The 25,385-nt window shown below is 70.0% G+C and carries 28 protein-coding genes and 1 pseudogene; 12 read left to right on the top strand and 17 right to left on the bottom strand.

Going from position 1 to position 25,385, the window contains the following annotated elements; genetic code table 11:
- Positions 1-74: 74 nt before the first annotated feature.
- The gene (locus tag OG349_RS25080) at positions 75-560 is read right to left on the bottom strand and encodes a GNAT family N-acetyltransferase (protein WP_327236733.1); all 486 of its coding nucleotides are present in this window, start codon (positions 558-560) and stop codon (positions 75-77) included.
- Between the two features lie 99 nt (positions 561-659).
- Entirely contained in the window at positions 660-1,133 is a 474-nt protein-coding gene (locus tag OG349_RS25075; protein ID WP_327238712.1) for a GNAT family N-acetyltransferase, read from the bottom strand.
- Between the two features lie 759 nt (positions 1,134-1,892).
- Between OG349_RS25075 and OG349_RS25070 the strand changes: the two genes are divergently transcribed.
- Entirely contained in the window at positions 1,893-3,236 is a 1,344-nt protein-coding gene (locus tag OG349_RS25070; RefSeq protein WP_327236732.1) for a hypothetical protein, read from the top strand.
- On the opposite strand, the gene OG349_RS25065 is transcribed toward OG349_RS25070, so the two are convergent.
- A complete protein-coding gene (locus OG349_RS25065; RefSeq protein ID WP_327236731.1) occupies positions 3,233-3,439 on the bottom strand; it encodes a hypothetical protein in 207 nt (68 codons plus the stop codon). The genes OG349_RS25070 and OG349_RS25065 overlap by 4 nt on opposite strands.
- Positions 3,436-3,609, bottom strand: coding sequence for a hypothetical protein (locus OG349_RS25060; RefSeq protein ID WP_327236730.1), 174 nt, complete (start codon positions 3,607-3,609; stop codon positions 3,436-3,438). Before OG349_RS25060 ends, OG349_RS25065 begins: the two co-directional genes overlap by 4 nt.
- A gap of 109 nt (positions 3,610-3,718) precedes the next feature.
- On the opposite strand from OG349_RS25060, the gene OG349_RS25055 reads away from it, so the two are divergent.
- On the top strand, positions 3,719-4,555 hold the full coding sequence (locus OG349_RS25055; RefSeq protein ID WP_327236729.1) for a helix-turn-helix domain-containing protein: 837 nt from the start codon (positions 3,719-3,721) through the stop codon (positions 4,553-4,555).
- Entirely contained in the window at positions 4,552-4,752 is a 201-nt protein-coding gene (locus tag OG349_RS25050) for a DUF397 domain-containing protein (RefSeq protein ID WP_327236728.1), read from the top strand. The genes OG349_RS25055 and OG349_RS25050 overlap by 4 nt, the downstream gene beginning before the upstream one ends.
- A gap of 25 nt (positions 4,753-4,777) precedes the next feature.
- Here the strand turns inward: OG349_RS25050 and dusB are convergent, their stop codons facing one another.
- Complete coding sequence (dusB, locus tag OG349_RS25045; RefSeq protein WP_327236727.1) at positions 4,778-5,959, bottom strand: tRNA dihydrouridine synthase DusB; 1,182 nt, start codon at positions 5,957-5,959, stop codon at positions 4,778-4,780.
- 64 nt (positions 5,960-6,023) lie between these two features.
- Between dusB and OG349_RS25040 the strand changes: the two genes are divergently transcribed.
- Positions 6,024-7,496, top strand: coding sequence for an MFS transporter (locus OG349_RS25040; protein ID WP_327236726.1), 1,473 nt, complete (start codon positions 6,024-6,026; stop codon positions 7,494-7,496).
- Between the two features lie 49 nt (positions 7,497-7,545).
- On the opposite strand, the gene OG349_RS25035 is transcribed toward OG349_RS25040, so the two are convergent.
- Entirely contained in the window at positions 7,546-8,484 is a 939-nt protein-coding gene (locus tag OG349_RS25035; RefSeq protein WP_327236725.1) for a helix-turn-helix transcriptional regulator, read from the bottom strand.
- A gap of 101 nt (positions 8,485-8,585) precedes the next feature.
- On the opposite strand from OG349_RS25035, the gene OG349_RS25030 reads away from it, so the two are divergent.
- Together OG349_RS25030 and OG349_RS25025 are read left to right on the top strand one after the other, a co-directional pair.
- Positions 8,586-10,067, top strand: coding sequence for an MFS transporter (locus OG349_RS25030; protein WP_442806307.1), 1,482 nt, complete (start codon positions 8,586-8,588; stop codon positions 10,065-10,067).
- 122 nt (positions 10,068-10,189) lie between these two features.
- A complete protein-coding gene (locus tag OG349_RS25025) occupies positions 10,190-11,017 on the top strand; it encodes an enoyl-CoA hydratase/isomerase family protein (RefSeq protein ID WP_327236724.1) in 828 nt (275 codons plus the stop codon).
- Between the two features lie 71 nt (positions 11,018-11,088).
- Here the strand turns inward: OG349_RS25025 and OG349_RS25020 are convergent, their stop codons facing one another.
- The 5 genes and pseudogenes from OG349_RS25020 to OG349_RS25000 all read right to left on the bottom strand — a co-directional run bounded on the left by OG349_RS25020 (position 11,089) and on the right by OG349_RS25000 (position 14,601).
- Positions 11,089-11,427 (bottom strand): MerR family transcriptional regulator, encoded by a 339-nt coding sequence (locus OG349_RS25020; protein ID WP_327236723.1) that lies wholly within the window; start codon positions 11,425-11,427, stop codon positions 11,089-11,091.
- An 853-nt stretch (positions 11,428-12,280) separates the two neighbouring features.
- Complete coding sequence (locus tag OG349_RS25015; RefSeq protein WP_327236722.1) at positions 12,281-13,171, bottom strand: SigB/SigF/SigG family RNA polymerase sigma factor; 891 nt, start codon at positions 13,169-13,171, stop codon at positions 12,281-12,283.
- 323 nt (positions 13,172-13,494) lie between these two features.
- Positions 13,495-13,931, bottom strand: a pseudogene (locus OG349_RS25010) (Hsp20/alpha crystallin family protein).
- Between the two features lie 43 nt (positions 13,932-13,974).
- Positions 13,975-14,277 carry a hypothetical protein gene (locus OG349_RS25005; RefSeq protein WP_327236721.1) on the bottom strand — a complete coding sequence of 101 codons (303 nt, stop codon included), beginning with the start codon at positions 14,275-14,277 and terminating at the stop codon, positions 13,975-13,977.
- Positions 14,278-14,340: 63 nt separating this feature from the next.
- A complete protein-coding gene (locus tag OG349_RS25000) occupies positions 14,341-14,601 on the bottom strand; it encodes a DUF6243 family protein (protein WP_327236720.1) in 261 nt (86 codons plus the stop codon).
- Between the two features lie 258 nt (positions 14,602-14,859).
- Here OG349_RS25000 and OG349_RS24995 point away from each other — a divergent pair, with 258 nt between their 5' ends.
- Entirely contained in the window at positions 14,860-15,909 is a 1,050-nt protein-coding gene (locus OG349_RS24995; RefSeq protein ID WP_327236719.1) for an aldo/keto reductase, read from the top strand.
- Between the two features lie 99 nt (positions 15,910-16,008).
- Complete coding sequence (locus OG349_RS24990) at positions 16,009-16,593, top strand: TetR/AcrR family transcriptional regulator (RefSeq protein ID WP_327236718.1); 585 nt, start codon at positions 16,009-16,011, stop codon at positions 16,591-16,593.
- A gap of 86 nt (positions 16,594-16,679) precedes the next feature.
- Here the strand turns inward: OG349_RS24990 and OG349_RS24985 are convergent, their stop codons facing one another.
- The 3 genes from OG349_RS24985 to OG349_RS24975 all read right to left on the bottom strand — a co-directional run bounded on the left by OG349_RS24985 (position 16,680) and on the right by OG349_RS24975 (position 19,399).
- A complete protein-coding gene (locus tag OG349_RS24985; RefSeq protein WP_327236717.1) occupies positions 16,680-17,579 on the bottom strand; it encodes a Vgb family protein in 900 nt (299 codons plus the stop codon).
- Positions 17,580-17,689: 110 nt separating this feature from the next.
- The gene (locus tag OG349_RS24980) at positions 17,690-17,896 is read right to left on the bottom strand and encodes a hypothetical protein (protein ID WP_327236716.1); all 207 of its coding nucleotides are present in this window, start codon (positions 17,894-17,896) and stop codon (positions 17,690-17,692) included.
- 120 nt (positions 17,897-18,016) lie between these two features.
- Positions 18,017-19,399 (bottom strand): glycine--tRNA ligase, encoded by a 1,383-nt coding sequence (locus OG349_RS24975; protein ID WP_161308944.1) that lies wholly within the window; start codon positions 19,397-19,399, stop codon positions 18,017-18,019.
- A gap of 144 nt (positions 19,400-19,543) precedes the next feature.
- Here OG349_RS24975 and OG349_RS24970 point away from each other — a divergent pair, with 144 nt between their 5' ends.
- The 4 genes from OG349_RS24970 to OG349_RS24955 all read left to right on the top strand — a co-directional run bounded on the left by OG349_RS24970 (position 19,544) and on the right by OG349_RS24955 (position 22,727).
- Complete coding sequence (locus OG349_RS24970) at positions 19,544-20,506, top strand: metal ABC transporter substrate-binding protein (protein WP_327236715.1); 963 nt, start codon at positions 19,544-19,546, stop codon at positions 20,504-20,506.
- Positions 20,503-21,282 carry a metal ABC transporter ATP-binding protein gene (locus tag OG349_RS24965; RefSeq protein ID WP_327236714.1) on the top strand — a complete coding sequence of 260 codons (780 nt, stop codon included), beginning with the start codon at positions 20,503-20,505 and terminating at the stop codon, positions 21,280-21,282. The genes OG349_RS24970 and OG349_RS24965 overlap by 4 nt, the downstream gene beginning before the upstream one ends.
- Before the next feature lie 2 nt (positions 21,283-21,284).
- The gene (locus OG349_RS24960) at positions 21,285-22,214 is read left to right on the top strand and encodes a metal ABC transporter permease (RefSeq protein WP_327236713.1); all 930 of its coding nucleotides are present in this window, start codon (positions 21,285-21,287) and stop codon (positions 22,212-22,214) included.
- Positions 22,215-22,286: 72 nt separating this feature from the next.
- Entirely contained in the window at positions 22,287-22,727 is a 441-nt protein-coding gene (locus OG349_RS24955; protein ID WP_327236712.1) for a Fur family transcriptional regulator, read from the top strand.
- Positions 22,728-22,844: 117 nt separating this feature from the next.
- Here the strand turns inward: OG349_RS24955 and OG349_RS24950 are convergent, their stop codons facing one another.
- The 3 genes from OG349_RS24950 to OG349_RS24940 form a co-directional block, all read right to left on the bottom strand.
- Complete coding sequence (locus OG349_RS24950; protein WP_327236711.1) at positions 22,845-23,690, bottom strand: isoprenyl transferase; 846 nt, start codon at positions 23,688-23,690, stop codon at positions 22,845-22,847.
- Between the two features lie 79 nt (positions 23,691-23,769).
- Positions 23,770-24,519, bottom strand: a complete 750-nt coding sequence (recO, locus tag OG349_RS24945; RefSeq protein WP_327236710.1) for a DNA repair protein RecO — start codon at positions 24,517-24,519, stop codon at positions 23,770-23,772.
- 46 nt (positions 24,520-24,565) lie between these two features.
- Positions 24,566-25,261, bottom strand: a complete 696-nt coding sequence (locus tag OG349_RS24940) for a TerB family tellurite resistance protein (protein WP_327236709.1) — start codon at positions 25,259-25,261, stop codon at positions 24,566-24,568.
- Positions 25,262-25,385: the final 124 nt, after the last annotated feature.

Genomic DNA, 25,385 nt, shown 5'->3' with positions numbered 1-25,385 from the left:
TTCAGGGACATCTGACGCAAACCTCTGCCCTGCTGTCCGGATCGCCGACGGCCCCCAGAACCGGACGAACCCGTTCAGCCCACCCCGGCCACACATCCCCCACACGGCTCGTCGAGCACCAACCTGACGTGCTCAAGCTCGCCGTACCAGACCGTGTCGGTACGCCGGAAGCCGAGTCTCTCCAGCAGTCGCACCGAGCCGGTGTTCCCGACGAACGAATCCGCGTACAAGGGGCGGGCCTTCTCCTGTTCCAAGAACAACGCCACCGCCCGCGTGCCGATCCCACGCCCCCAGTACCGCCTGCCCAGCCAGTACCCGATGGAGCGGCGCCCCTCGTCCCACCAAGCCATCACGTTGCCCGCCAGCTCTCCGTCCACGGTGACGGCCTGCACAAAGCCCGTAGGATTCCCCAGGATGTTGGTGGTCCAGTGGGCCATGAAGGCTTCCCGTTCCCGGGGCGGGAAGTTGGCCCGCCGCACGGCCTCAGGATCGTGCTCGTACGCGAAGAACGCTTCCAGATCGGCCGGTTCGACGCCCCTCAAACACACCTGCTCAGACATACCGGCGGAGTATGCCACCAGCCACTGACACACCAGCAGGCCCACGGTTTTCCTCGGATGTCACCCCCCACGTGCCCAACTGCCACGCGGGCGCCGCGCTCACCGTGCCAGCTCCAGCTCGCCGACGCGCTCGTCGCCGCTCGTCTCGCCGGTCGGGTGGAAGCCGAGGCCCAGGTAGAAGCCCTCGGGGCCGTCGTCGCCAGGGTGCCAGGTGACCGTCAGGCGGGTGCCGCCGCGGCGGCGGATCTCGGTGGCCACCGCCTCGACCGCGAAGCGGCCGTACCCGTGGCCCTGTTCGCCGGCGGCGATGTTGAGGCGCCAGAGGCCCGAGCGGATGTCCTTGCCGGTGCCGTCACCGGCGAAGTCGATGTCGAAGAACGCCATCAGGAAACCGACGATCCGGTCGCCGTCCAGGATCAGGCGCGGCCACGCGATGCCCGGGTGGACGTACGCCTCCGCCAGGGACTTCACCACCGGCGCGACCAGATGCTCCTGATCGGGGCGGACCTTCACTGCGATCGCGTCTTCGAAGTTCGCGGCGGTCACCTCGGCGAGGCGGAGAGTTGTCGTCATACGGAAACCGTAAGCAGGTGGTTCAAGTGGTTTTTCCCAGCCGGTGAACAGGGGCTTGGAAACCGCGCGTTCGCCGCTCAGCGGTGAGTGCCACGAGGGATCGTGCCACGATCCGCTCGTCAGACAGCCGAGCAGATACTCCGCGATGCTGGGGGCGGAGGACTGGGGGACCCCCACCGCAGTGAGCGCCGCGCTGATCCTCGCCGGTGCTCCCTCCGGAACGTCCGGGTCGTTGAGGAGGGGCAGGATCAGGAGGAGGCGGGCGTCGGGGTCATGGACCCCCTCGGCCGTGGGCGCCGCGTCGTTCGCGATCGCCAGCAGGTTCTGCCAGGTCAGGCCCGTTCCCGACACCTCCCCCTCCCCGCCCGCGATCCGCCGCGCGCCGCTCGGTCCGGCGGAGGTGAGGAGGAAGTCGATGCCGTAGTCACCGACCAGGTTGCGGGAGACCACCACAACTCCGGGGCCCTCCGAGGCGGGCACCCGGAACACCGGCCACCGCTCGGGGTCCAGGAGGATCTCCGACAAGGCGTCGGCATCGGCGCCGTCTTCGCCGAACCGGTGTGGTCCAGGACGCTCGGTGCCTGTCCCACCCGCGCACATCGCTAGTAGGTAGTTCGACCAGAAACCCGAGCGGGACAGCAGCGGCTCCCCGGCGGCCAGTGGGCCGTCCTCGTATCCCTCGATCAGCATGTCGTAAGCCTGACACCTGGTACTGACAACGCCCGGTGAGATGTCAGGGGGCTTCTCTACTCTCCTCCCATGGACGTGGACGATCTTGCGTGGCAGGCGGGCAACTATCGCGGTATCTCGCCGAGAAGGGTGGGGCTCCTGCTGGAACACGGTCACCTGGACCTGGCCGCGCAGGTGGCAGTCGAACGCGGCGAGTGGTTCTGCGCCGAGGGAGCGGTGGAGACGCTGTGCCGGGCCGGGGAGTTCGGGCGGGCGCTAGCCGTCATGGAGCCGTTCGCCGCGACCGGATGGCGGACCGCCCTGCGGGCGAAGGCCAGGATCCTGCTCCGGTCGGGCCGGACGGAGGACGCCCTGGATCTGGTCCGCCCGGACGAAGCCGGCCCGGCCTCCGAGGCCGAGGCCGAGGCCGAGTGCCGTGACTTCGCCGAGATGCTCGCCGAGGCGGGGCGCGTGGACGAGGCCATCGACCTGCTCATCCCGTATCTCGACGGCACCTCGTGCCCGTCCGTCCTGCCCGTCCTGTCCGTCCTGGTGGAGATCACCGCAGGGTACGACCGTGACCAGCGGGTGCTGGAGCTGATCGCCCCCCACGATGCGCGGGAATCGCAGGCCCAGGTGCTGGAACGCGCGGGCCGCGCCGACGACGCGATCCGGGTTCTCGGCCAGGACATAACCGGGCGCCGCTCCCTCACCCAGAACACCCTCACCGCCTACGCCGAACTGCTGGCACGTCACGGGCGGCTGGAGGAGTTGCGCGACCTGGCCACCGGTCAGGACGCGCACGCCGTCCTGGACATCTACGCCGACGCCCTGCGCCGCCACGGCCGCGCCGAAGAGGCCGAGGCCGTGATGCGAGACGCCATCACCTCCGACGACTGGGTCGGGTACCGCGCGTGGCTCTCCGCCACATTGCTGGCAGACGGCCGGCTGGACGACGCGATCGCCGTCGCCGAACCCGGCTTCGGCTGGTACGACTGCTCCAACCTCCTGGCACCCCTCGTCGCGCTTCTCGACCGCCCCGAGGAACTGCTCCACCTGGTCGAGCACCCCAGCGTCGTGCCCCACCACGGCCACGAGGAGTTCCAGCACGGGTGGCGGGCCTGGGCCCTCGCCGGCCTGGGCCGCGTCGACGAGGCGATCGCCGTGGCCGAAGCCGATCCGCGTCCCTGGACCGACCCACGTATCGTCAAGGCCGACCTCCTCACCAGGGCCGGCCGTCTTGACGCCGCCGCCGACGAACTGCGCGCCGTGGGCACGATCAGGGCGCGTGAGCACCTGTACGAGGTCCTCGTCCGGCAGGGCCGAGCCGCCGAGGCGATCGCGGTCCACCCCACCGTGGCCGAACAGCGTGCCGCCGAACCGAAGCCCGCCCCTCTCGGCGAGAACGGGTACTCCTTGGAGCCGCCCTTTTAGGAGTTGCCCCGCGCGGACGGCTCTTTGTAGTCCGGGCAGAGGGAATTGCCGCATTCGCAGGGGGGCCAGCGGAGGGCGGAGCCGGGGATGAGATCCGCCCCTTCGGCGCCGGGGTCGGGCTTGGGGACGATCAGGACGCCGTCCTTGCCGAATTCCTCTGTCAGCCGCGCGAGAACTCGCCGTGCGTTGCTCTTGTCCGTCATTCCGCCAACCGCCTCAGTCCATGGAGCACCCGCTCCAACAGTTCGTCCGTCACCGGGGCGTAGGCCGCCCCGTCGTCCGGTACGAGGCGATGGAAACCCCGGCCGTCCACGGTGGCCTCAAGCTGGGCCGATCCGTCGGGGGCCGGGGGTTCCAGGGCTCGGTCACACATGGGGGTTGGGCCCTCCGTCATCGCTTCATCACCGTCTGTGCAACAAGAATCGGTGTCTGCGGTTAGGCTCAACAGGGGGTAGCCCTTGACGGTCTGAGCGTAAAGAGCGGTGATTCCTTTGGCGGGCAAAGAGTTGGACCCGTACACCAGTCCGGAGGCGTTCCTGGGTGCGGAGTTACGTCTCCGTAGAGAGGCCCGGGGATGGAGCCAGACGAAATTGGCGGCGGTTGCGCATATGACGGGGAGTCGTATCGCTCAGATCGAACTCTGTTTGGTACCGGCGACCTTGGCGAACGCGACGGCGCTTGACGTCGCGTTGGAGACGGGTGGGTTGTTCGAGCGGCTGTACCGGTTCGCCGCTCACACGCCCGTAGTCGCCGACTGGATGGAGCTGTACATCGAGTTCGAAGCGACCGCGTCGTCCATCAGCACCTACACGACCTCGTTCGTCCCCGGCCTGTTGCAGACGGAGAGGTACATGACCGCGCTCATGAAAGGAGCGCGGTCCCGGGCCGGCGACGGCCTGTTGGGGCACCGCATCGAGACCCGGCTCAAGCGACAGGACATCCTCCGCCGCGCGGAACCCCCCGCCATGTGGTTCATCCTGGAGGAGGACCTGCTGCGGCGCCCCATCGGCGGAACCAAGGTCATGGCCGAGCAGTTGAGTCATCTGGCCGAGATGGCGGAGCACCCGGCCATGGTCATCCAGGTCGTCCCGACAGCCGTGGGCGAGCACCCCTGTCTGGGCGCCACCGTGTGTCTTCTCGACCTCCCGGACAGGCCCCGGATCGCCTACATGGAAGGGAACTTCACCGGCCAGCTCTTCATGGATCCTGATCGGGTCACGAAGTGCGCGATGTCCTACGATCTGACACGGATCAACGCGTGCAGCCCCGTCGAGTCGGCCCGGATGATCCGTACCGCGCTGAAGGAGATGCAGTCATGAGCAACGTCCGACCCGATCTCAGCGCCGCCCGCTGGCGCAAGAGCAGTTACAGCAGCGGCGACGGCGGGGAGTGCCTCGAAGTCGGCGACGGCTTCGCCGGGCTCGTTCCCGTCCGCGACAGCAAGGACCCCGCCCGGGCAACGCTCACGGTCTCCGCCGCCGCCTGGGGCGACTTCGTCGCGTACGTCGCGCGCTGAGGGCCGTACCAACGCAAAGGCGGCGTCAGCCGCCTGACGTGTCCAGTTCCGCGTCCGCGCTCACGCCCGAGCAGTCGTACGGGTCCTTGAGCCAGCCGTCCGGCAGGACCACCCGGTTGTTGCCCGACGTGCGGCCCCGGGGGCCGTCCGCGCCGTCCGGCCAGGGCTGGTCCAGGTCCAACTCGGAGAGCAGCGCGTCCAGTTCGGCCAGGGACGAGGTGATCGCCAGGCGGCGGCGCATCTCGGAGCCGACCGCGAAGCCCTTCAGGTACCAGGCCACGTGCTTGCGGAAGTCGATCACGCCGCGTGCCTCGTCGCCGATCCACTCCCCCAGCAGTTCCGCGTGACGCAGCATCACGACCGACACCTCGCGAAGGCCGGGGCGCGCCGGGGCCCCCGTACCCTCGAAGGCGGCCACCAGGTCGCCGAACAGCCACGGGCGGCCCAGGCAGCCGCGCCCGACGACCACGCCGTCGCAGCCGGTCTCGCGCATCATCCGCAGCGCGTCGTCCGCCGACCAGATGTCGCCGTTGCCGAGGACCGGAATCTCCGGCACGTGCTCCTTGAGGCGCGCGATCGCGTCCCAGTCCGCCGTACCGCCGTAGTGCTGCGCCGCCGTCCTGCCGTGCAGGGCGATCGCCGTGACGCCCTCCTCGACCGCGATCCGCCCCGCGTCGAGGTAGGTGATGTGGTCGTCGTCGATGCCCTTGCGCATCTTCATCGTGACGGGGAGGTCGCCGGCGTTCGAGACCGCCTCGTGGAGGATCGCGCGGAGCAGCGGCCTCTTGTACGGGAGCGCCGAGCCGCCGCCCTTGCGGGTGACCTTGGGGACCGGGCAGCCGAAGTTCAGGTCGATGTGATCCGCCAGGCCCTCGTCCACGATCATGCGGACCGCCTTGCCGACGGTGACCGGATCGACTCCGTACAGCTGGATCGAGCGCGGGGTCTCGGACGCGTCGAAACGGATCAGCTGCATCGTCTTCTCGTTGCGTTCGACGAGCGCGCGTGTGGTGATCATCTCACTGACGAACAGCCCTTTGCCCCCGCTGAACTCGCGGCACAGCGTCCGGAAGGGCGCGTTGGTGATCCCGGCCATGGGCGCGAGCACCACCGGCGGACGCACCCCGTACGGGCCGATGGCCAGCGGAGACAGCGTCGCGAGCGGGGCGGCGGACGGAGGCGCGGAGAGTGGGAGTGCTGCGGTCATCTCACCATTGTGGCCCACCACCCCCTCCCGCCGAGAATGGTTAGTTAGACGTACTATCGTGCGCATGCCTGAGCTGAGCCCCCGGCGGCGGACGCTGGTGCTGGTGATCTGCTGCATGAGCCTGTTGATCGTCAGCCTCGACAACACCATCCTGAACGTCGCCCTGCCCACGTTGCAGAAGGAACTGCACGCGTCGGTGGCGGGGCTCCAGTGGACGATCGACGCGTACACCCTCGTCCTGGCGTCGCTGCTGATGCTCGCGGGCTCCACGGCCGACCGGATCGGGCGGCGCAAGGTCTTCATGACCGGGCTGGTGATCTTCACGGTCGGCTCGGCGCTCTGCTCGGCCGCGCCGAACCTGGAATCGCTCGTCGCGTTCCGGATCCTCCAGGCCATCGGCGGCTCCATGCTCAACCCGGTCGCGGTGTCGATCATCACCAACACCTTCACCGAGCGGCGCGAGCGCGCCCGCGCCATCGGGGCGTGGGGCGCGGTGGTCGGGATCTCGCTGGCGCTGGGGCCGATCATCGGCGGCCTGCTGGTGGACACCATCAGCTGGCGGGCGATCTTCTGGCTCAACATCCCGATCGGGATCACCGCGCTGATCCTGACCTGGCGGTACGTCCCCGAGTCCCGCGCCCCCAAGGCCCGCAGGCCCGATCCGGTGGGCCAGCTGCTGGTCATCGGGGTGCTCGCCACCCTCACGTACGCGATCATCGAGGCGCCCAAGGCCGGCTGGACCTCGCCGGAGATCCTGTCCTTCGTGGGCTTCTCGATACTCTCGCTGGTCGCGCTGATCCTGTACGAGCCGAGGCGCGACGAGCCACTGATCGACCTGCGGTTCTTCAGCAGCGCGCCGTTCAGCGGCGCGACGCTGATCGCCGTGTGCGCGTTCGCCGGGCTGAGCGGGTTCCTCTTCCTGAACACGCTCTACCTCCAGGACGTGCGGGGGCTGTCCGCCTTGAAGGCCGGGCTGTACATCCTGCCGATGGCGGCCATGACCTTCGTGTGCGCGCCGCTGTCGGGGCGGCTGGTGGGCAACCGGGGGCCCCGGCTGTCGCTGCTGGTCGCCGGGATCGCGATGACGGCGAGCGGGGTGCTGTTCGCCGTATTCAAGGCGGAGCAGCACACTCCGCTGCTCTTCACCGGGTACGTGATCTTCGGCATCGGCTTCGGCATGGTGAACGCGCCGATCACCAACACCGCCGTCTCCGGCATGCCCAACGCGCAGGCGGGGGTGGCCGCCGCCGTCGCCTCGACCAGCCGTCAGATCGGTCAGACGCTGGGGGTCGCGGTGATCGGGGCCGTACTGGCGGGTGGGGTGGCCCTGTCGACCACGGGCCGGATGGCCTCGGCGGCGGGTAAGCACGACTTCGCGGACGCGAGCCGGCCGGCGTGGTGGATCATCACGGGGTGTGGTCTCGCCGTGTTGCTGGTGGGGCTGCTGAGCAGCGGGCGGTGGGCGCGGGGTACGGCGGTGCGTACGGCACAACGGCTGGACCCGGCGGGGGCTCAGGCGGCGGAGGCGCGGGCGTAACGAATCTCCTCGGATTCCGGGAGTCTTCTCGGACCCCGGGAGCGGCCTCTCAGACCGCCGCCGGCTGCCGCGCCTCCAGCGTCTTCAGCATCAGGAGCTTCTCCAGCCGGGCCTGGGACTCGTCGTCCTCGGGGACGTAACTGACCAGCCGGGGCCCGGACGTCGGTCCGAGCCAGAGGTTCGTGTGGACCACGTTGAGCGTGCCGACACGCGCGTTCACGAAGCGCTTGCTCCGGCCCGTGTTGCCGATCACCTCGTGCCGCTCCCAGATCTCGCAGAACTCCGGCGAAGCGTTCCGCAGCCGCGCGAGCAGGGCCTTCCAGGGCGGCTCGGCGAGGTGCTCGGCCATGTCGGAGCGGAAGCGGGCCACCAGGGTCTGCTTGGTCTCGCGGGGACTGGTGAGAGCGGCCTGCCACTGCGCGTTGGTGAAGGCGAGCCAGATGCAGTTGCGGTCCTCGGGCGGCAGGGCGTCCATGTCGCACATCATCACGGCATAGGTGCGGTTGTACGCGAGGATGTCGTACCGGCTGTTCTGCACACAGGCCGGGAAGGGCTCCAGGCGCTCCAGCATCCGCCGTACCGATGGAGTGATGGTGGGGCTCGGCGCGCCGGGCGCGGGGTCCACGGCACCGGCCAGCGCGAAGAGGTGGGAACGCTCGCTGGGGTCGAGGAGCAGGGCGCGGGCGAGGGCGTCGAGCACCTGGGCGGAGACCTGGATGGGCCTGGCCTGTTCGAGCCACGTGTACCACGTGACGCCCACGGCGGAGAGCTGGGCGACCTCTTCGCGGCGCAGTCCTGGCGTACGGCGGCGGATGCCGCGCGGCAGGCCGACCTGTTCGGGCATGATGCGCTCGCGGCGGCTGCGCAGGAAGCCGGCCAGTTCGTGGCGGCGGATGTCGGGCTCCCGGAGGGCGGGGCCGGGGGTGGATCCGCCCGGTACCGCTGCCTGGGGGAGCGTCGTGCCGCGTTCCTGCACCATCGTTACCATTCCTCCAGGTTGCAGGAGGGCTCAGCCCATTGCCAGGTACTCCTTGTACCAGGATAAAGACACTCTGGTACCAGGCTTCGTCCGGGGTGACTCTGGCTCTCGTGAGTACAGCATCCCGTCCTCAGTCCGGCGTTCCGGCCCCGGCTCCTCTTGTTTCCTCTGTTCCCGCTCCGGGTCCCGCTCCGGCCATCCATGACCATGGTCCGGTCCTCGGCACCCTCGGCCTCTTCACGGTGCTCCTCGGAGCGGCCCTCCCCCTGATCGACTTCTTCATCGTCAACGTCGCCCTGCCGACCATCGACAAGGACCTGTCGGCGGGCCCCGCCCTGCTCGAACTGGTCGTGGCCGGTTACGGCGTCGCGTACGCCGTCCTGCTCGTCCTCGGCGGACGGCTCGGCGACACCCTCGGCCGCAGGCGCCTGTTCATGGCCGGCATCGCGGCCTTCGGCATCACCTCGCTGGCCTGCGGCCTGGCGCCCGACGCCTGGACACTGGTGGGCGCGAGGGTGGCCCAGGGCGCGGCGGCGGCGCTGATGCTGCCGCAGGTCCTGGCCACCATCCACGCGACGACGGCCGGGGAGCGGCGGGCGAAGGCGATCAGCCTGTACGGCGCGACCGCGGGGCTCTCCATGGTGGCGGGCCAGATCCTGGGCGGCGTGCTGGTGGCGGCGGACATCGCGGGCAGCGGCTGGCGGGCGATCTTCCTGGTGAACGTACCGGTCGCGCTGGTCGGTCTCTTCCTGGCGTTCCGTACGGTGCCCGAGACGAAGTCGCAGAAGCCCGCGCCGATCGACGTACCGGGCACGCTGCTGCTGACCACCGCGCTCGTGACGCTGCTGGTGCCGCTGACCGAGGGCAGGGCGGCGGGGTGGCCGCTGTGGACGTGGGTCACGCTGGGGGTCTTCCCGGTGGCCACGGCCGCGTTCCTGTGGGTGGAGCGGCGGGAGGACCGGCAGGGGCGGATACCGCTGCTGCCGCCGAGCCTGTTCCGGCTGGTGTCGCTGCGGCGCGGGGTGGGACTGACCGTGCCGTTCGCGATCTGCTTCGGCGGGTTCATGTTCGTGCTGGCGATCGCCCTCCAGCAGGGCCTCCGCATGAGTGCCATCGGGTCGGGGCTGGCGCTGGTGCCGCTGGCGGTGACGTTCTTCGCGGCGTCGCTGGCGGGGCCGCGGCTGCTCGGGCGGTTCGGGACGCGGGTGCTGACGGTCGGCGCGGCGATTCAGTTCACCGGGCTGGGGCTGCTGGCCCTGCTCGTCTGGCGGGACTGGCCGTCGGTCGGCGCGCTGGACCTGCTGCCGGGGGTGGCCGTGGCCGGTCTGGGCGGTGGTCTCCAGCTGCCGAACCTGTTCCGGATCGTGCTGTCGGACGTGCCGCCCGAGCGGGCGGGGGTGGGCAGCGGCGTGATGGTCACGGCGCAGCAGGCCTCGCTGGCGCTGGGGGTGGCCACGCTGGGGACGCTGTTCCTGAGCCTGACGGACTCCGGCGGCATGGGGGACGCGCTGACGGTGACCCTGGTGGCGATGATGGGGCTGATCCTGCTGACGGGGCTGCTGAGCTTGCGGTTGCCGCGGACGGTGAGCTGAGGGCTTGGGGCTGGGGCTTGCGGCTGGGGCTTGCGGCCGGGGACGGGGGCTGAGGACGCCCCCGTCCTCGTACCCTCACCACCCGAGTCGGAAATTCGGACTCACCCTATAAGGTCCATTTCATGACACAGCTCACTGTCACCAAGTCCTCCCCGTCCCTGTGGCGGGTGACCTTCGACAACCCTCCGGTCAACCTGGTCGGGTCGCAGTTCATCATCGAGCTGCGCGCGCTCCTCGAAGCCGCCGAGAACGACCCGGACCTCGCGGTGGTCCTTTTCGAGAGCGCCGATCCCGAGTACTTCATCGCGCACTGGGACCTCGCCGACGACGGTTCACTGCTCGCCGACCAGCCGTCGCTGCTGGAGGGCATGTCGCCGTTCACGGACGTGCTGATCCGGCTGAGCAGGCTTCCCGCGCTCACCGTGAGTGCGATTCGCGGGCGGGTACGGGGGGCGGGAAGCGAGTTCGTCCTCGCCACCGACATCCGGTTCGCGAGCCTGGAGCGCGCCGTGCTGGGCCAGTTCGAGATCACGGGCGGCGCCATCCCGGGCGGCGGCGCCGTCGCACGCCTGCCGCGTCTGGTGGGGCGGGGGCGGGCGTTGGAGATCATGGCGGGTGGCGAGGACTTCGACGGGGCGCTCGCGGAGCGGTACGGATACGTCAACAGGGCGGTGCCCGACGCCGAGTTCGACGCGTTCATCGATGAATTCGTGCGGCGCGTCTCGGGGTTCTCGGTCAGCGCGATCCGGGAACTGAAACGGGAGGTCGATCCGCGGACGCTCCCGAAGGCGGACGAACTCGCCACACAGGCCAACCTGTTCTTCGCGGCACTGGCGACTCCTGAGGTGCAGGAGTGGGCGAGGCAGGCGTTCGAGAACGGTCTTCAGAAGGACGGGCCGTTCGAGGAGAACCTCGCGGAGTACTCGGCGAGGTTCGCCCCGAAGCGCTGAGCCGGCCGGAGTCCGGGTCGTAGGGCGGTGGCGGCGGCCGGGAGGTCACGGGAGGCCACCGTCTCGTCTCCTCAGACTGCGGTCCGGGGGTCCGTCGGCTGGGCGGTGCGCCGGTACTCGGCGTTGATGCGCCGGGCTTCTTCCAACTGGTCTTCGAGGATGACGATGCGGCAGGCGGCCTCGATGGGGGTGCCCTGGTCGACGAGTTCCCGGGCACGGGCGGCGATGCGCAGTTGGTAGCGGGAGTAGCGGCGGTGTCCGCCCGCGGAGCGGAGCGGGGTGATGAGGCGGGCTTCGCCGATGGCGCGCAGGAAGCCCTGGGTGGTGCCGAGCATCTCGGCGGCCCGGCCCATGGTGTAGGCGGGGTAGTCGTCGTCATCAAGACGGCCGAACGAGTCGTCCGCGGTCATTGCACCTCTCTCGTGGAACTCTCATGGAACGCGTGGAGGGGCCTTGGTGCCACTTGGCACCAAGGCCCCGAAGGAACTGCTACACCATCTGCCGACCGCGGTTCCGCGTCGGCCTTCTGTGTCCGCACACCCACCCGGGAGAGGACGGGAACTGCGGGGATCGCGGTTGCTCGACCGGAGACCACCTCACTATCGATGTCCTGCGGTACCCGGGCTCTGTGACTCCGCCCGGGCGATCCTGATGGCGCTCGGCCCCTCCGTTCTTCCCTCTGGGATCAGTTACTTACCTACTGCCGGTGACGCGTACTGCTGGTGATACGTACTGCTCGGTGGCCTGCGGTAGCGCCACGTCTTCGGCAGCCAGCCCCGTCGCCCGTCCTGCGTCTGCCCTGGCTTAGAACCCCACTGCCGAACCTCCCGATGCGCGCGCCCGCAGCCGACGCCTTCACCGAGGTGCTGCTCACCTACCCGCACTGCTGTGCTACTGCTCACGGCGGCCCCTGATCACCGCGGGCCACCCGGTCCGGTCGTCAGCCTCGTCGCCGTCCTGCTACCGCGCTGGCTTCGCGACTCCACCACCGAACCGTCCTACATATCGCAACTGCTGTACCGCTGACCGGCAGTTCGTGTCTGCCAGGCCCTGCTGTCCTTCTGGCTACGAGAGAAACCATAACCACATCACCACCCAATGTCTACTCCAGCCGACAGAGATTTCCGCGTGTCCGGCCATGAGGCAATCGGGGCCTGCCGGGCCGGGAAGCGCGGGGCCGGGAAGCGGGGGGCTGGGGAACGAGCGACGACACGTAGCGGAAGAAGGTGACAGGCGCCTGTGGTCATTCTTCGGCGCCTGTGCTCATTCTTCGACGAGCAGCCCGGCGCGGAGGCGGGCCAGGGTGCGCGACAGGAGACGTGAGACGTGCATCTGGGAGACGCCCAGGCGTTCACCGATCTCGGCCTGGGTCAGTTCCTGGCCGAAGCGCAGTTCCAGGATGAGGCGTTCCCGGTCGTCGAGGGTGGCGAGGAGCGGGGCGAGGCTGTGGAAGTCCTCCACCAGTTCCATGGCGGGATCGCAGGCGCCGACGAAGTCGGCGAGCGAGGTGGTCCTTGTGCCGCCCCGGGCGTCCGTGCCCGAGTCGGCGGGTAGGTCGAGCGAGTCGCTGTTGTAGCCGTTCGAGGCGATCAGGCCCTCGATGACCTCGTCCTCGGTCAGCTCCATGTGCGCGGCGAGTTCGCGGACGGTGGGGTCGCGGTCCAGGGCGAGCGCCAGGTGGTCCTTGGCCCGGGCGAGGCCGACCCGTAGCTCCTGCAACCTCCGTGGCACGTGCACGGCCCAGCTGGTGTCACGGAAGAACCGCTTGATCTCGCCCACGATGTAGGGGATCGCGAAGGTGGTGAACTCCACCTCACGGGAGAGTTCGAACCGGTCGATCGCCTTGATCAGCCCGATCGTTCCCACCTGGACGATGTCTTCCATCTGGTCGGCCCGGCTGCGGAAGCGGCGCGCGGCGAAGGCGACCAGGGACAGGTTCATCTCGATCAGTGTGTTGCGGGCGTACTGGTGGGCGTGCGTGCCCTCCTCCAACTCCCGCAACCGGTCGAAGAACAGCTTCGACAGGTCCCGGGCGTCCTTGGGCGCGATCTTCTCCGCGTCCTCGATCCACGGCAGCCCGCCGGTCCGGGCGTCACCGTCGGATGTTCCTGCCGCTTCCCGGAGCAGCGTCGCGGACGGGCGGTGCATGGACATGTTTTCTCTCCCGAGAGGATGAGCCGGGGCGAAAGATGGGGGACGGCCGAGGCGGCTGCTGCCCTCTCCTCCCCGCGTTACACCTGAAAATCAGCTGAAGACACGTCAAGGCGCGTGAGGACGTGCGACGGAACGGGGGTGGGAGCGTCTCAGCCGGGCGGGCGGGCGACGGAACCGCGCGGGGAATCGCGGAGGGCCGGTCGGGGACGGGCAACCGCCGACGGGGGAAGAGGCGGCCGTGGTCGCGCCGGCCGGGGAGCCGCGCCGGACGCGGGGGCGGGGAGGCGGGAGGCGGAACCCCGCCTCCAGCCCCGGGGCCCGGTTCAGCCGGAGATCTCCCGGGCGCCGGACGGCCCGTTGACGCTGATCCTGCGAGGCTTGGCACGCTCGGCGATCGGGATGCGCGGTGGCGGCACGCCCGCGTCGTAGTAGGCCTCGATGCGTTCGGTGTCCAGGGTGTCGGCCAGGACGATCTGCCGGGAGAACACCCTCAGCGGGTGCTCGGCCGGCTCCGTCTGGACGGTGTCCGCCCTCGGCACCGGGCGCTGCTCGGCCCTGACCGTGGGCAGGTTCCGCTCGACGTCGACGTCGAGCGCGTCCGGCGCCACACCGGGGATCGAGCGCCACCATGTACTCGTCACCGTCACCGTCACGACAGGCGTCCACCTGCGTCGCGGCCGGCCGCGACCACGCGCCAGGGCCCATCAACTGCTGGGTGAGCCGGTCGAGTTCACGGAACGGGGTCAGTGCGCATCAGCATCGCGACGCCTGACAGCGGCCGACCAGCCCGATCCCGGCCCGGCTCAGGTGCCGGGTCCGGCGTCCTGCGGACGGCCCGGAGCCACGCGCCGGACGCACCCGAGGACGGGCGCCGCTACCTGGGACAACGCCCCGGAGCCGCCGGAAGCACCGGCGAACAACGCGTCCGAGCCACCCGCGACCGCCGCGCCGCCCATCGCGACCTCACGGACCGGGCCCGCAACAACGGCGCCGACCTGCGCGGCCTCGCCGGCCAGGTCACCGCCCTCACCGGCCGACTCGACCACGGAGAGCGCGGCGAAGCCGATGTCGATGCGATGGGCACCCCGGGGACCCTTCCCCAGCATCGGCCCGCCCGTGAACGGTCCACGACCGTGGACGACCGTCCCCATCGGCACGGCGACGCTCGGTCAGGACGCGGGTGTTTCCGTCGCCCCGCCCGCCGTGCCGGCCTCGCTGTCGGTGCCGGTGGCACCGGTGGTGCCTTCGGTGTCGGTCTGCTGGTCGTCGCCGCCGGCGCGCTCGCGCATCTTGCGCAGCAGCTCCTGCTTCTGGTCGGCGGCGACCGCGCGGTCGGCGTTACGGGCGGGGCCGTTGCCCTGCTGGTCGGCGCGGGACAGCTTCTTGCGCTGCCCGCCGACGCCGAGAAGGTTGTTGCGGCTCTTTGCCACGGGGTTCTCCCGAAGTGATGTGAAGTGATCTGCGGAATCGTCGGTGGGGGGCGGGCCGTGGCCGCCGCGCTCTCACTCGTAGATCTGGAAGAACATGCCCGTGACGCTACCACCGGGTGGGGGGCGGTCGTCACACGGTTATTCGCCCACATCGGCCGAAACCCCTGAGGGGGTCCCTCGAAGTAGTGAATGACAGTTATTGAAATCTGTCATCGGTCATGCCAAGCTTGTCGCATGACATCTTCCGAGGAGCTCGCCATGACCACCACGCCCGACAGCACCACCTCAGGTACCCCCGTTTCCGTCCCCACCCGCGCGCTCGGTTCGACCGGCCCCCGGGTCTCCGCGCTCGGCCTGGGCGCGATGGGCATGTCCGCGGTGTACGAAGGGGGTGACCGCGCCGAATCCCTCGCCACGCTGCATGCCGCGCTGGACGCCGGGGTCACCCTGATCGACACGGGCGACTTCTACGGCATGGGCAGCAACGAGATGCTGATCAACGAAGGCCTTCGCACCGCCCCCGCCGGCGCCCGTGAGCGCGCGGTGATCAGCGTGAAGTTCGGCGGCATGCGCGACCCGGACAACGGATGGGGGCCGATCGACGGCCGTCCGGCCGCGGTGAAGAACTTCGCGGCGTATTCGTTGCAGCGCCTCGGCACGGACCACATCGACGTCTACCGGATCGCGCGCGTCGACCCGACCGTGCCCATCGAGGAGACGGTCGGCGCCATCGCCGAGCTGGTCCAGGCGGGGCATGTACGGCACATCGGCCTCTCGGAGGCGGGCGCGGACACGATCCGCCGAGCGGCGTCCGTCGCCCCGATATCCGACCTCCAGATCGAGTATTCGCTGATCTCGCGCGGCATCGAGGACACGATCCTGCCGACCGTCCGGGAGCTGGGCATAGGCATCACGGCGTACGGCGTGCTGTCGCGCGGCCTCATCAGCGGACACTTCGCCCCGGACCGCGAGCTGGCGGCGACCGACTTCCGGGCGATCAGCCCCCGCTTCCAGGGGGAGAACCTCCGCCACAACCTCGATCTGGTCGAGTCCCTGCGCAAGGTCGCCGAACAGAAGGGAGTCACGGTCGCGCAGATCGCCATCGCCTGGGTGCTGTCCCGCGGGGAGGACATCGTGCCGCTGGTCGGTGCCCGCCACCGCGACCGGCTGGCCGAGTCCCTCGGCGCGCTCGACGTGACGCTCGACGCCGGCGACCTGGCCGCGATCGAGCGGGCCGTCCCGGTCGGCGCGGCCCGGGGCGACCGTTACCCGAGCGCCCAGATGGCGCACCTGGACAGCGAACACTGAGCGGCGGGCGGCGCGGACCGGACACCGACCCGGCGGGGTGGACGGCGGGTAATGTCAGTGGGTAAGGGCCGCCGCACCAGCCAGAAAGGTCGCTCCCCGATGACCACCGAGACCCTGACCGCCGAGCGCATCCTCGAAGCGACCGAAGAGGTCCTGCGCCGTTACGGTCCGGCGAAGGCCACGGTGGTCGACGTGGCACGGCTGCTCGGTGTCAGCCACGGCAGCGTGTACCGCCACTTCCGTACGAAGGCGGCGCTGCGCGAGGCGGTCACCCAGCGCTGGCTGGAGCGCACGGAGATCACCCTGGAGGGCATCACCGACGCCACGACCCCCGGGGGCGCGGAGAAGCTGCGCGGCTGGCTGCTGGCGCTGTTCGACGCCAAGCGGCACAAGGCGGGCGACGACCCGGAGTTGTTCGCCACGTACAACACGCTGGCCCGGGAGAACAGCGGGGTGACGGAGACTCACCTGTCGATACTGACCGGCCAGCTCACCCGGATCGTCGAAGAGGGCGTGCGCGCGGGCGAGTTCACCGCCCCGGACCCGCAGCGGGTGGCCGTCGCGGTCTTCGCGGCGACGGCCCGGTTCCACGACCCGACGTACGCCCCGGAGTGGCAGAAGCCCTCGATGGACGACGAGTTCACCGCCGTGTGCGACTTGGTGGTCCGGGGCCTGCGGACCTGATCGTGTCCGCCGGGTCCGGGGCTCTGGGTGCTGGGCTCTGGGTGCTGGGTGCTGGGTGCTGGGTGCTGGGTGCTGGGTGCTGGGTCTCAGTGTGGTGCGAGTCGGGCCACTGTTCCAATCTCCAGGGCCGTCCAGATCGCGCCCTCCGGTCCTTGTGCGATGCCGTGCGGTTCGGAGGAGGGGCTGGGGAGGTCGTACTCGTCGATCCGGCCGTCGGGGGTGATCCGGCCGACGCGGTTGGCGCCCCACTCGGTGAACCAGCAGTTCCCGGCGGAGTCGGTGGTGATCGCGTGGGGACGTGAGTCACGATCGGGCAGGGCGAACTCCTCGATCTTCCCGTCCGGGGCGATCCGTCCGATCCGGCCCGCGCCGATCTCCACGAACCACATGGCGCCGTCGGCCCCCGCGGTGATCCCGACCGGAGCGGCGGCGGGGGTGGGGAGCGGATGGAGGGCGATGTCGCCGCCGAGTCCGATCGAGCCGATCGCGTTGGCCTGGTTCATCGTGAACCAGAGCCTGTCGCCGGGGCCACCGGCGATGGCCGAGGGAAAGGCTCCCGACACCGGGAGCGGAAATTCGGTGACCTGACCGCCGGTCGTGATCCGCCCGATGCGGTCGGCACCGGCCTCGGTGAACCAGAGCGCACCATCGGGCCCGGTCGTGATCCCGAACGGGCCGGCGTCCGGGGTCGGCAGGGTGAACGACGTGACGTCTCCGGTCGTGGTGACACGGCCGATCCGATGAGCGCGGAACTCCGTGAACCACAGGGCGTCATCGGGTCCGGAGGTGATGATCGACGGTCCGGAGGAGGCGGGGTCGAGGGGGTAGGAGGTGACGTCACCGCCGGGGGTGATCCTCCCGATCGCTCCGTGGTGGACCATCGTGAACCACAGCGCGCCATCGGTACCGCAGGTGATCCCGTAGGGCCCGGCGTCCTTGCCGGACACGGGGAATTCCGTGATCGACACGGTCGGAGGACGTGGCATGGGCAGGCTCCTTCGCAGCGCGTGGGGGGAGATCGGCGACTGCGGATGCTACCCAGCCCACCCCGGTCACCGCCTCTGGTTAAAGCCGCTGCGAGCGGCCTGAGCCGGTGTCAGTCCTTCGCCGGGTTCACCGTGGCCTGGTGGGCCTCGGTCAGGTGTTCCTCGGCCTTGAGCCAGGGCAGGAACTGCGCGTTGATGCGCCAGTCGCAGGTGTCACATATCAACGAGCGCAGGACACCTGACTTCTGGACGCGTACGACATGCTCGCGTCCGTGCTGGTCCCATCGGCGGACGGTGCTGGTGGTCGTGGACGGCATCCGAGCCTCCTGTTGTGACGCGTGGGGCGTGGGGCATGGGGCGTTGGCGTACCGCCAGTGTGCGACGAAGCCCCCGGCTCCGTAACGGAACCGGGGGCTTCGAGCTGGGACCGTGATGCGTCAGCAGCCGAGGAGACGGCCGCCGAGGTACGCCTGGATCTGGTCCAGGGAGACGCGCTCCTGCTGCATGGTGTCGCGCTCGCGCACGGTCACCGCGTTGTCGTCCAGGGTGTCGAAGTCGACGGTGACGCAGAACGGCGTACCGATCTCGTCCTGGCGCCGGTAGCGGCGGCCGATGGCGCCCGCGTCGTCGAACTCGATGTTCCAGTTGCGCCGCAGGTCCTCGGCGAGGCCCTTGGCCTTCGGCGAGAGCTGCGGGTTGCGGGACAGCGGGAGGATCGCGACCTTGACCGGCGCGAGGCGCGGGTCGAGGCGGAGCACGGTGCGCTTCTCCAGCACGCCCTTCGCGTTGGGCGCCTCGTCCTCGTTGTACGCGTCGAGGAGGAAGGCGAGCATCGCGCGGCCGACGCCGGCGGCCGGCTCGATGACGTAGGGGGTCCAGCGCTCGCCGGCCTCCTGGTCGAAGTACAGCAGGTCGTGGCCGGAGGCCTTGGAGTGCACGGTGAGGTCGTAGTCGGTGCGGTTGGCCACGCCCTCCAGCTCACCCCACTCGCTGCCGCCGAAGGAGAAGCGGTACTCGATGTCCACGGTGCGCTTCGCGTAGTGGGCGAGCTTCTCCTGGGCATGCTCGAACCAGCGCATGTTCTCCTCGCGCAGGCCGAGGTCGCGGTACCAGTTCCAGCGCTGCTCCATCCAGTACTCGTGCCACTTCTCGTCCTCGCCCGGCTTGACGAAGAACTCCATCTCCATCTGCTCGAACTCGCGGGTGCGGAAGATGAAGTTGCCCGGAGTGATCTCGTTCCGGAAGGACTTGCCCATCTGCGCGATGCCGAAGGGCGGCTTCTTGCGCGACGTCTGGAGGACCTGGCCGAAGTTGGTGAAAATGCCCTGCGCCGTCTCGGGGCGCAGGTAGGCGACCGAGCCGGTGTCCTGGGTCGGGCCCAGGTGGGTGGAGAGCAGACCCGAGAACGACTTGGGCTCGGTGAAGGTGCCCTTGTTGCCGCAGTTGGGGCAGTTGATGTCGGCGAGGCCGTTGACCGGCGGCTTGCCGTGCTTCTCCTCGTACCCCTCCTCCAGGTGGTCCGCGCGGTAGCGCTTGTGGCAGGAGGTGCATTCGGTCAGCGGGTCCGTGAAGGTCGCGACGTGGCCGGACGCCTCCCAGACCTCTGTGGCAAGGATCACTGACGAGTCGATACCGACGACGTCCTCGCGCGAAGTGACCATGGAGCGCCACCACTGGCGCTTGAGGTTTTCCTTCAGCTCGACTCCGAGCGGCCCGTAGTCCCAGGCGGCCCGCTGACCACCGTAGATCTCACTGGACGGGTAGACGAAGCCACGGCGCTTGCTCAGGTTGACGATGGTGTCGATCTTGTCGGCGGCCACGGTGCTCTCTTCATTACGACGGCGACGAACGGCGAATGCCCCAGATTAGCGGCGGCCGCACCCCCTGTATCAAATCGGTGTGCGGGAACGACCTGGAGCGCACCTTGTTGACAATCGTTTCCACTTTTGTTGAAAATGACTGTCATGAACGTACGACGCCTGATACCCACCGCCGCCACGGCCGGAGCGGTCACGCTCGGCCTGCTGGCGCTGTCCGCCTGCTCCTCCTCCGACACGGCCGGGGGGAAGGGCGACGGCAGGCTGGCGGTGACGGCGTCGTTCTATCCCATGCAGTTCCTGGTCCAGCAGATAGGCGGCGATCATGTCTCCGTCACGACGCTGACCAAGCCGGGCACCGAGCCGCACGACCTGGAACTGAGCCCCCGGGAGACCGCCCGGCTCAGCCAGGCGGACGTCGTCCTGTACCTCAAGGGCATCGCCCCCGCCGTGGACGACGCCATCGGCCAGTCCGGCGCACGGCAGATCGTCGACGCGACCTCGCTCACCACGATGGAGCGGCACGGCACCGAGGCCGGCCACGGCCACGAAGGGGACGACGACCACGGGGACGAGGAGTCCGCGGGCGGCAACGACCCGCACATCTGGCTGGATCCGGTGAAGTACGCCGAGGTCGCGAAGGGTGTCGGCGCGGCCCTGGAGAAGGCGGACCCGGACCACGCCGCCACGTACCGTACGAACACCGGCACCCTCGTCGGCAAGCTCGGCGCCCTCGACACCGCCTTCGAGCAGGGCCTCGCCCACACCACCACCAGGACGTTCATCACCACCCACGCCGCCTTCGGCTACCTCGCCGAGCGGTACGGCCTGGAGCAGGAGGCGATCGCCGGGGTCGACCCCGAGGCGGAGCCGAGCCCCGCGCGCGTGAAGGAGCTGGGGACCATCGCCCGGCAGGACAAGGTGAGCACCGTGTTCTTCGAGACGCTCGCCAGCGACAGGACCGCGAAGACCATCGCCGGGGACACAGGCCTGCGAACCGACGTCCTGGATCCGCTCGAAGGAATCACGGCGAAGTCCAAGGGGTCGGACTACCTCCAGGTCATGAAGGCCAACCTGGCCGCGCTCCGGAACGCGCTGGGCGCCAAGTGAGCGCCCCCGGCACCCCCGGCACCCCCGTCATCGCGCTCCGGGGCGCGACAGCCACCCTCGGCGCCCGCCCCGTGCTGCGCGGCATCGACCTCACCGTGCACCACGGCGAGGTGGTCGCCCTGCTCGGCGCCAACGGCTCCGGCAAGTCCACGGCCGTCCGCGCGGTGATCGGCCAGGTCCCGCTCACGAGCGGCGAGGTCTCGCTGTTCTCGACGCCCCTGCGCCGCTTCCGCGACTGGTCGCGCGTCGGATACGTACCGCAGCGCACCACGGCGGAGGGCGGGGTGCCCGCGACGGTCCGCGAGATCGTCGCCGCCGGGCGCCTGTCCCGTACGAAGCTGCGCCGGCCCGGCAGGGCCGACCGGGCGGCCGTCGAGCGGGTCATCGAGCTGGTGGGCCTCGGGGACCGCGCCAAGGACTCCGTGAACGCGCTGTCCGGCGGCCAGTACCAGCGCGTGCTGATCGCCAGGGCGCTCGCCTCCGAGCCCGAACTCCTGATCATGGACGAGCCGATGGCCGGCGTCGACCTCGCCAGCCAGGAGATCCTCGCGGCGACCCTGCGCGAACAGGTCGCGGCCGGTACGACGGTGCTGCTCGTCCTGCACGAACTGGGCCCGCTGGAGCCCCTGATCGACCGCGCGGTGGTCCTGCGCGAGGGCTGTGTCCTGCACGACGGGCCGCCGCCCCCGGCCCTCGGCCAGCACGCCCTCCCGGGCCACGACCACGTCCACCCCCACGCGGCCGGCGAGCCGCTCCGTACAGGACTGCTGAGCTGACCATGGAAATGCTCCAGGCCCCTTTCATGCAGCGCGCGCTGATCGCCGCCGTGCTGATCGGCGTCACCGCCCCCGCCATCGGCATCTACCTCGTACAGCGCCGCCAGGCGCTCATGGGCGACGGCATCGGCCACGTGGCCCTCACCGGCGTCGGTCTCGGCTTCCTGCTGTCCTGGAGCCCCGTGTGGACGGCGACGCTGGTCTCGGTGGCGGGCGCGATCACGATGGAACTGATCCGGGCGTACGGCCGCACCCGCGGCGACATCGCCCTCGCCATGCTCTTCTACGGCGGGATGTCCGGCGGGGTCCTGCTGATCAACCTCGCGCCGAACGGCTCCAACGCCAATCTGCTCTCGTTCCTCTTCGGCTCGCTGTCGACGGTCTCGTCCCAGGACGTGATCTCGATCTCCGTGCTCGCCGCCTTCGTGGTGCTGGTCACGGTGGGGCTGCGGCGCCAGTTGTTCGCGGTCAGCCAGGACGAGGAGTTCGCCCGGGTGACCGGGCTGCCGGTGCGGACCCTGAACCTGCTGGTGGCCGTCACGGCGGCCGTGACCGTCACCGTCGCGATGCGGGTCGTGGGGCTGCTGCTGGTGAGCGCGCTGATGGTGGTGCCGGTGGCGGCCGCCCAGCAGGTCACGCGGTCGTTCGCGGTCACGTTCGTGCTGGCCGTGGTGATCGGGACGACGGTCTCCGTGGGCGGCACGGTCACGTCGTACTACCAGGACGTGCCGCCGGGAGCGACCATCGTATTGCTGGCCATCGGGCTGTTCGTGGTCCTGACCGTCCTCGCCGCTCCGCTGGCGAGACGGCGGGCGGGGGGCCTGGGCGGTGACCACTCGGAACCGGCCGCGGAACCGTCCGTACCGGCCACGAAACCGTCCGTACCGGGTCTCCCCGCCGCCCGGCGGACCGGCGATGACCTCGCGGTGTGAGCGCGAGCTGGCAGAATGGCCCGACGTAAGCGGGCGACGCCCGGCGGTACGGGCAGAGGCAAGGAGGCACCTGTGACGACTGCGACCGGCGATGGAGCGGGCACGGCCCCCGTGCGCGGCCGATCCACCCGCCAGCGGGCCGCGGTGGCGGCGGCGCTGGACCAGGTGGAAGAGTTCCGCAGCGCGCAGGAGCTCCACGACATGCTCAAGCACCGCGGTGACTCGGTCGGCCTGACGACCGTCTACCGCACCCTCCAGTCCCTCGCCGACGCCGGCGAGGTGGACGTCCTGCGGACGAACGACGGGGAGTCGGTCTACCGGCGCTGCTCGACCGGCGACCACCACCACCATCTGGTGTGCCGGATCTGCGGCAAGGCGGTGGAGGTCGAGGGCCCCGCCGTCGAGCAGTGGGCGGAGACGGTCGCCGCGCAGCACGGTTATGTGGCGGTGGCGCACACGGTGGAGATCTTCGGCACCTGCGCGGAGTGCGCGGCGGCGGCGGTGAAGAACTAGAAGCGGGCCCGGGACGCCGTACGGGCCTGTCGGCTCGTACGGCGTTCCCGCGCCGGTCGGCGTTCCCGCGCCGGTCGGCGTTCCCGCGCCGGTCGGCGTTCCCGCGCCCGTCGCCGCTCAGTTGTCCTGCGGCTCCTCGATCTCGTCGTCCTCGCCCGTCGACAGGTTGGGCAGCGCGCCGCCGAACCGCCGGTCCCGGGAGGCGAATTCCAGACAGGCCCGCCACAGGTCCCGCCGGTCGAAGTCGGGCCACAGCACGTCCTGGAAGACCATCTCGGCGTAACTGCTCTGCCAGATCAGGTAGTTGGACGTACGCTGCTCACCGCTCGGACGCAGGAAGAGATCCACGTCCGGCATGTCCGGGTAGTACAGGTACTTGGCGAAGGTCTTCTCGTTGACCTTGGACGGGTCGAGCTTGCCCGACGCGACGTCGGCGGCGAGCGCCCGCGCCGCGTCCGCGATCTCCGCCCGGCCGCCGTAGTTGACGCAGAAGTACAGCGTCATGGCGTCGTTGTCCTTGGTCTGCTCCTGGGCTACCTGAAGCTCCTGGACGACCGACTTCCACATCTTCGGCATCCGGCCGACCCAGCGGATCCTGATGCCCAGCTCGTCCATCTCGTCGCGGCGGCGGCGGATGACATCGCGGTTGAAGTTCATCAGGAACCGCACCTCGTCGGGGGTGCGCTTCCAGTTCTCCGTGGAGAACGCGTACAGCGACAGGTTCTTGACGCCCATCTCCAGGCAGCCCTTGAGGACGTCGAGCACCACACCCTCGCCGACCTTGTGCCCCTCGGTGCGCGGCAGGCCGCGCTCCTTGGCCCAGCGCCCGTTGCCGTCCATCACGCACGCCACGTGCTTCGGCACCAGCTCGCTCTGGATGTGCGGCGGTACCGCGCCGGAGGGGTGCGGCTCGGGCGTCTTGTACTCGCGGCGGGTACGTCCCAGGATTCCGCGTCGTGCCATGCGCTCTTGTCTCCTCGTGCTGCCGTGCTCTTCGGTCTTCTCTACGCACTCTTCACACTGTTCGTACTCTTCGTACGGTTCAGTTCTTCTCTACGTATCTGAGCGAGCGCAGACCGCGCTCCAGGTGCCAGTGCAGATAGGCGGACACCAGCCCGCTGCCCTCCCTGACATGCCGCGCCTCGCACGCGTCGGCCGTCTCCCAGTCGCCGGTCAGCAGCGCGCTGAGCAGGACGACGGCCTCCGCAGAGGGTACGACGCTGCCCGGCACCCGGCAGTCGCCGCATATCACTCCGCCCGCCGCGACCGAGAAGAAACGGTTCGGCCCGGCAAGCCCGCACTTCGCGCAGTCGTCAAAACTCGGCGCGTAGCCGTTGACCGCGAGGGAGCGCAGCAGGAAGGCGTCCAGGATCAGATGCGGGGCGTGCTCCCCGCGGGCGAGCGTGCGCAGCCCGCCGACGAGCAGCAGGTACTGCTGGACGGCCGGCTCGCCCTCGTGGTCCGTGAACCGCTCCGCGGTCTCCAGCATGGCCGTGCCGGCGGTGTAGCGGGCGTAGTCGGTGACGATGCCGCCCCCGTACGGGGCGATGGTCTCGCTCTGCGTGCAGAGCGGCAGCCCGCGCCCGATCAGCTCGCTGCCGCGCGCGAAGAACTGCACGTCGACGTGGGAGAACGGCTCCAGCCGGGCCCCGAACTTCGACTTGGTGCGCCGCACCCCCCGGGCGACGGCCCGGACGCGCCCGTGGCCGCGGGTCAGAAGCGTGATGATGCGGTCGGCCTCACCGAGCTTCTGGGTGCGCAGCACGACGCCGTCGTCCCGGAACAGACTCATGGGCCCCATTGTCCCGCATGGCCGGCGCGCTCCCCCACGCCCGCCGTCAGGACGGGGTACGGGCCGCCGCCAGCAGCAGTCTCTCGGTGTCCGCCACACACAGCCGCAGCGCGCGGCCGACCGTGGACAGCACCTCGCGCTCCGCCGGGATGTACGGGCCGTCGGCGAGGGCGATCCTGGCGCCCTGGACGAGGATCGACTCCCGGCCCGCCGGGGCCAGGTGCGGGGCCAGCGGCTCCAGCGCCTCGTGCAGCTCGATGGCGAGCGCGGCGCCGCACGGTCCGGGGTCGATGATGAACCGGCCGGTGTCGGCGGCCAGCGCCTCCACCAGCTCCGTCAGCCGCTCCTCCGTACAGTCGTCGAAGCCCGCCGCCCGGACCGCGTGGACGGCCGTCTCGCGCACGGTGGAGGAGGAGGTGCCGCCGGCCACCAGGACGGCGAGCGCGACCGTGTGGACGGCGTCACGCAGCATCGCCGAGAACCGGACCGTGGTGGGGTGGTCGAGCGTGTCCGTACCGAAGTGGCCGTGGCAGGCGGCGCATTCGATCACAGGACCGGCGGTCCCCCGGTTCAGGAGCGGCACGCCGAGGAGCGTGAAACGGCGACGGCCGGTACGGCGGCGGTAGTTGCGGTCGCCTCCGCAGCCGGGGCAGAAGAACTCACCGTCGCCCACCGTGTTCCAGGACGTACGAATGCCACAGATGCGCACTTTTCGGCCACTTGATCCCTGAGCTGGCAGCACGTCGCGCACCTCCGTAACGCTCCGGCAACATTGCCGCGTTGACGTGATGTTAGCCACATCTTCGAAGCGGCGTCAGCACCCCGGCGCGAGATCGCCGTGAATGGCTGAACCCCGCCCACCGGTT

This window comes from Streptomyces sp. NBC_01317, assembly GCF_035961655.1.
Lineage (GTDB): Bacteria > Actinomycetota > Actinomycetes > Streptomycetales > Streptomycetaceae > Streptomyces.
Note: the sequence above shows the minus strand (reverse complement) of the source record. Positions and strands in the feature narration are given on the sequence as shown.

What these genes read in the sequence shown, in the direction of transcription:
- OG349_RS25080 (WP_327236733.1), bottom strand. Translation starts at nt 560, where the DNA reads ATGTCTGAGCAGGTGTGTTTGAGGGGCGTCGAACCGGCCGATCTGGAA.
- OG349_RS25075 (WP_327238712.1), bottom strand. Translation starts at nt 1,133, where the DNA reads ATGACGACAACTCTCCGCCTCGCCGAGGTGACCGCCGCGAACTTCGAA.
- OG349_RS25070 (WP_327236732.1), top strand. Translation starts at nt 1,893, where the DNA reads ATGGACGTGGACGATCTTGCGTGGCAGGCGGGCAACTATCGCGGTATC.
- OG349_RS25065 (WP_327236731.1), bottom strand. Translation starts at nt 3,439, where the DNA reads ATGACGGACAAGAGCAACGCACGGCGAGTTCTCGCGCGGCTGACAGAG.
- OG349_RS25060 (WP_327236730.1), bottom strand. Translation starts at nt 3,609, where the DNA reads ATGTGTGACCGAGCCCTGGAACCCCCGGCCCCCGACGGATCGGCCCAG.
- OG349_RS25050 (WP_327236728.1), top strand. Translation starts at nt 4,552, where the DNA reads ATGAGCAACGTCCGACCCGATCTCAGCGCCGCCCGCTGGCGCAAGAGC.
- dusB (WP_327236727.1), bottom strand. Translation starts at nt 5,959, where the DNA reads ATGACCGCAGCACTCCCACTCTCCGCGCCTCCGTCCGCCGCCCCGCTC.
- OG349_RS25040 (WP_327236726.1), top strand. Translation starts at nt 6,024, where the DNA reads ATGCCTGAGCTGAGCCCCCGGCGGCGGACGCTGGTGCTGGTGATCTGC.
- OG349_RS25035 (WP_327236725.1), bottom strand. Translation starts at nt 8,484, where the DNA reads ATGGTAACGATGGTGCAGGAACGCGGCACGACGCTCCCCCAGGCAGCG.
- OG349_RS25025 (WP_327236724.1), top strand. Translation starts at nt 10,190, where the DNA reads ATGACACAGCTCACTGTCACCAAGTCCTCCCCGTCCCTGTGGCGGGTG.
- OG349_RS25020 (WP_327236723.1), bottom strand. Translation starts at nt 11,427, where the DNA reads ATGACCGCGGACGACTCGTTCGGCCGTCTTGATGACGACGACTACCCC.
- OG349_RS25015 (WP_327236722.1), bottom strand. Translation starts at nt 13,171, where the DNA reads ATGTCCATGCACCGCCCGTCCGCGACGCTGCTCCGGGAAGCGGCAGGA.
- OG349_RS25005 (WP_327236721.1), bottom strand. Translation starts at nt 14,277, where the DNA reads ATGCTGGGGAAGGGTCCCCGGGGTGCCCATCGCATCGACATCGGCTTC.
- OG349_RS24995 (WP_327236719.1), top strand. Translation starts at nt 14,860, where the DNA reads ATGACCACCACGCCCGACAGCACCACCTCAGGTACCCCCGTTTCCGTC.
- OG349_RS24990 (WP_327236718.1), top strand. Translation starts at nt 16,009, where the DNA reads ATGACCACCGAGACCCTGACCGCCGAGCGCATCCTCGAAGCGACCGAA.
- OG349_RS24985 (WP_327236717.1), bottom strand. Translation starts at nt 17,579, where the DNA reads ATGCCACGTCCTCCGACCGTGTCGATCACGGAATTCCCCGTGTCCGGC.
- OG349_RS24980 (WP_327236716.1), bottom strand. Translation starts at nt 17,896, where the DNA reads ATGCCGTCCACGACCACCAGCACCGTCCGCCGATGGGACCAGCACGGA.
- OG349_RS24970 (WP_327236715.1), top strand. Translation starts at nt 19,544, where the DNA reads ATGAACGTACGACGCCTGATACCCACCGCCGCCACGGCCGGAGCGGTC.
- OG349_RS24960 (WP_327236713.1), top strand. Translation starts at nt 21,285, where the DNA reads ATGGAAATGCTCCAGGCCCCTTTCATGCAGCGCGCGCTGATCGCCGCC.
- OG349_RS24950 (WP_327236711.1), bottom strand. Translation starts at nt 23,690, where the DNA reads ATGGCACGACGCGGAATCCTGGGACGTACCCGCCGCGAGTACAAGACG.
- recO (WP_327236710.1), bottom strand. Translation starts at nt 24,519, where the DNA reads ATGAGTCTGTTCCGGGACGACGGCGTCGTGCTGCGCACCCAGAAGCTC.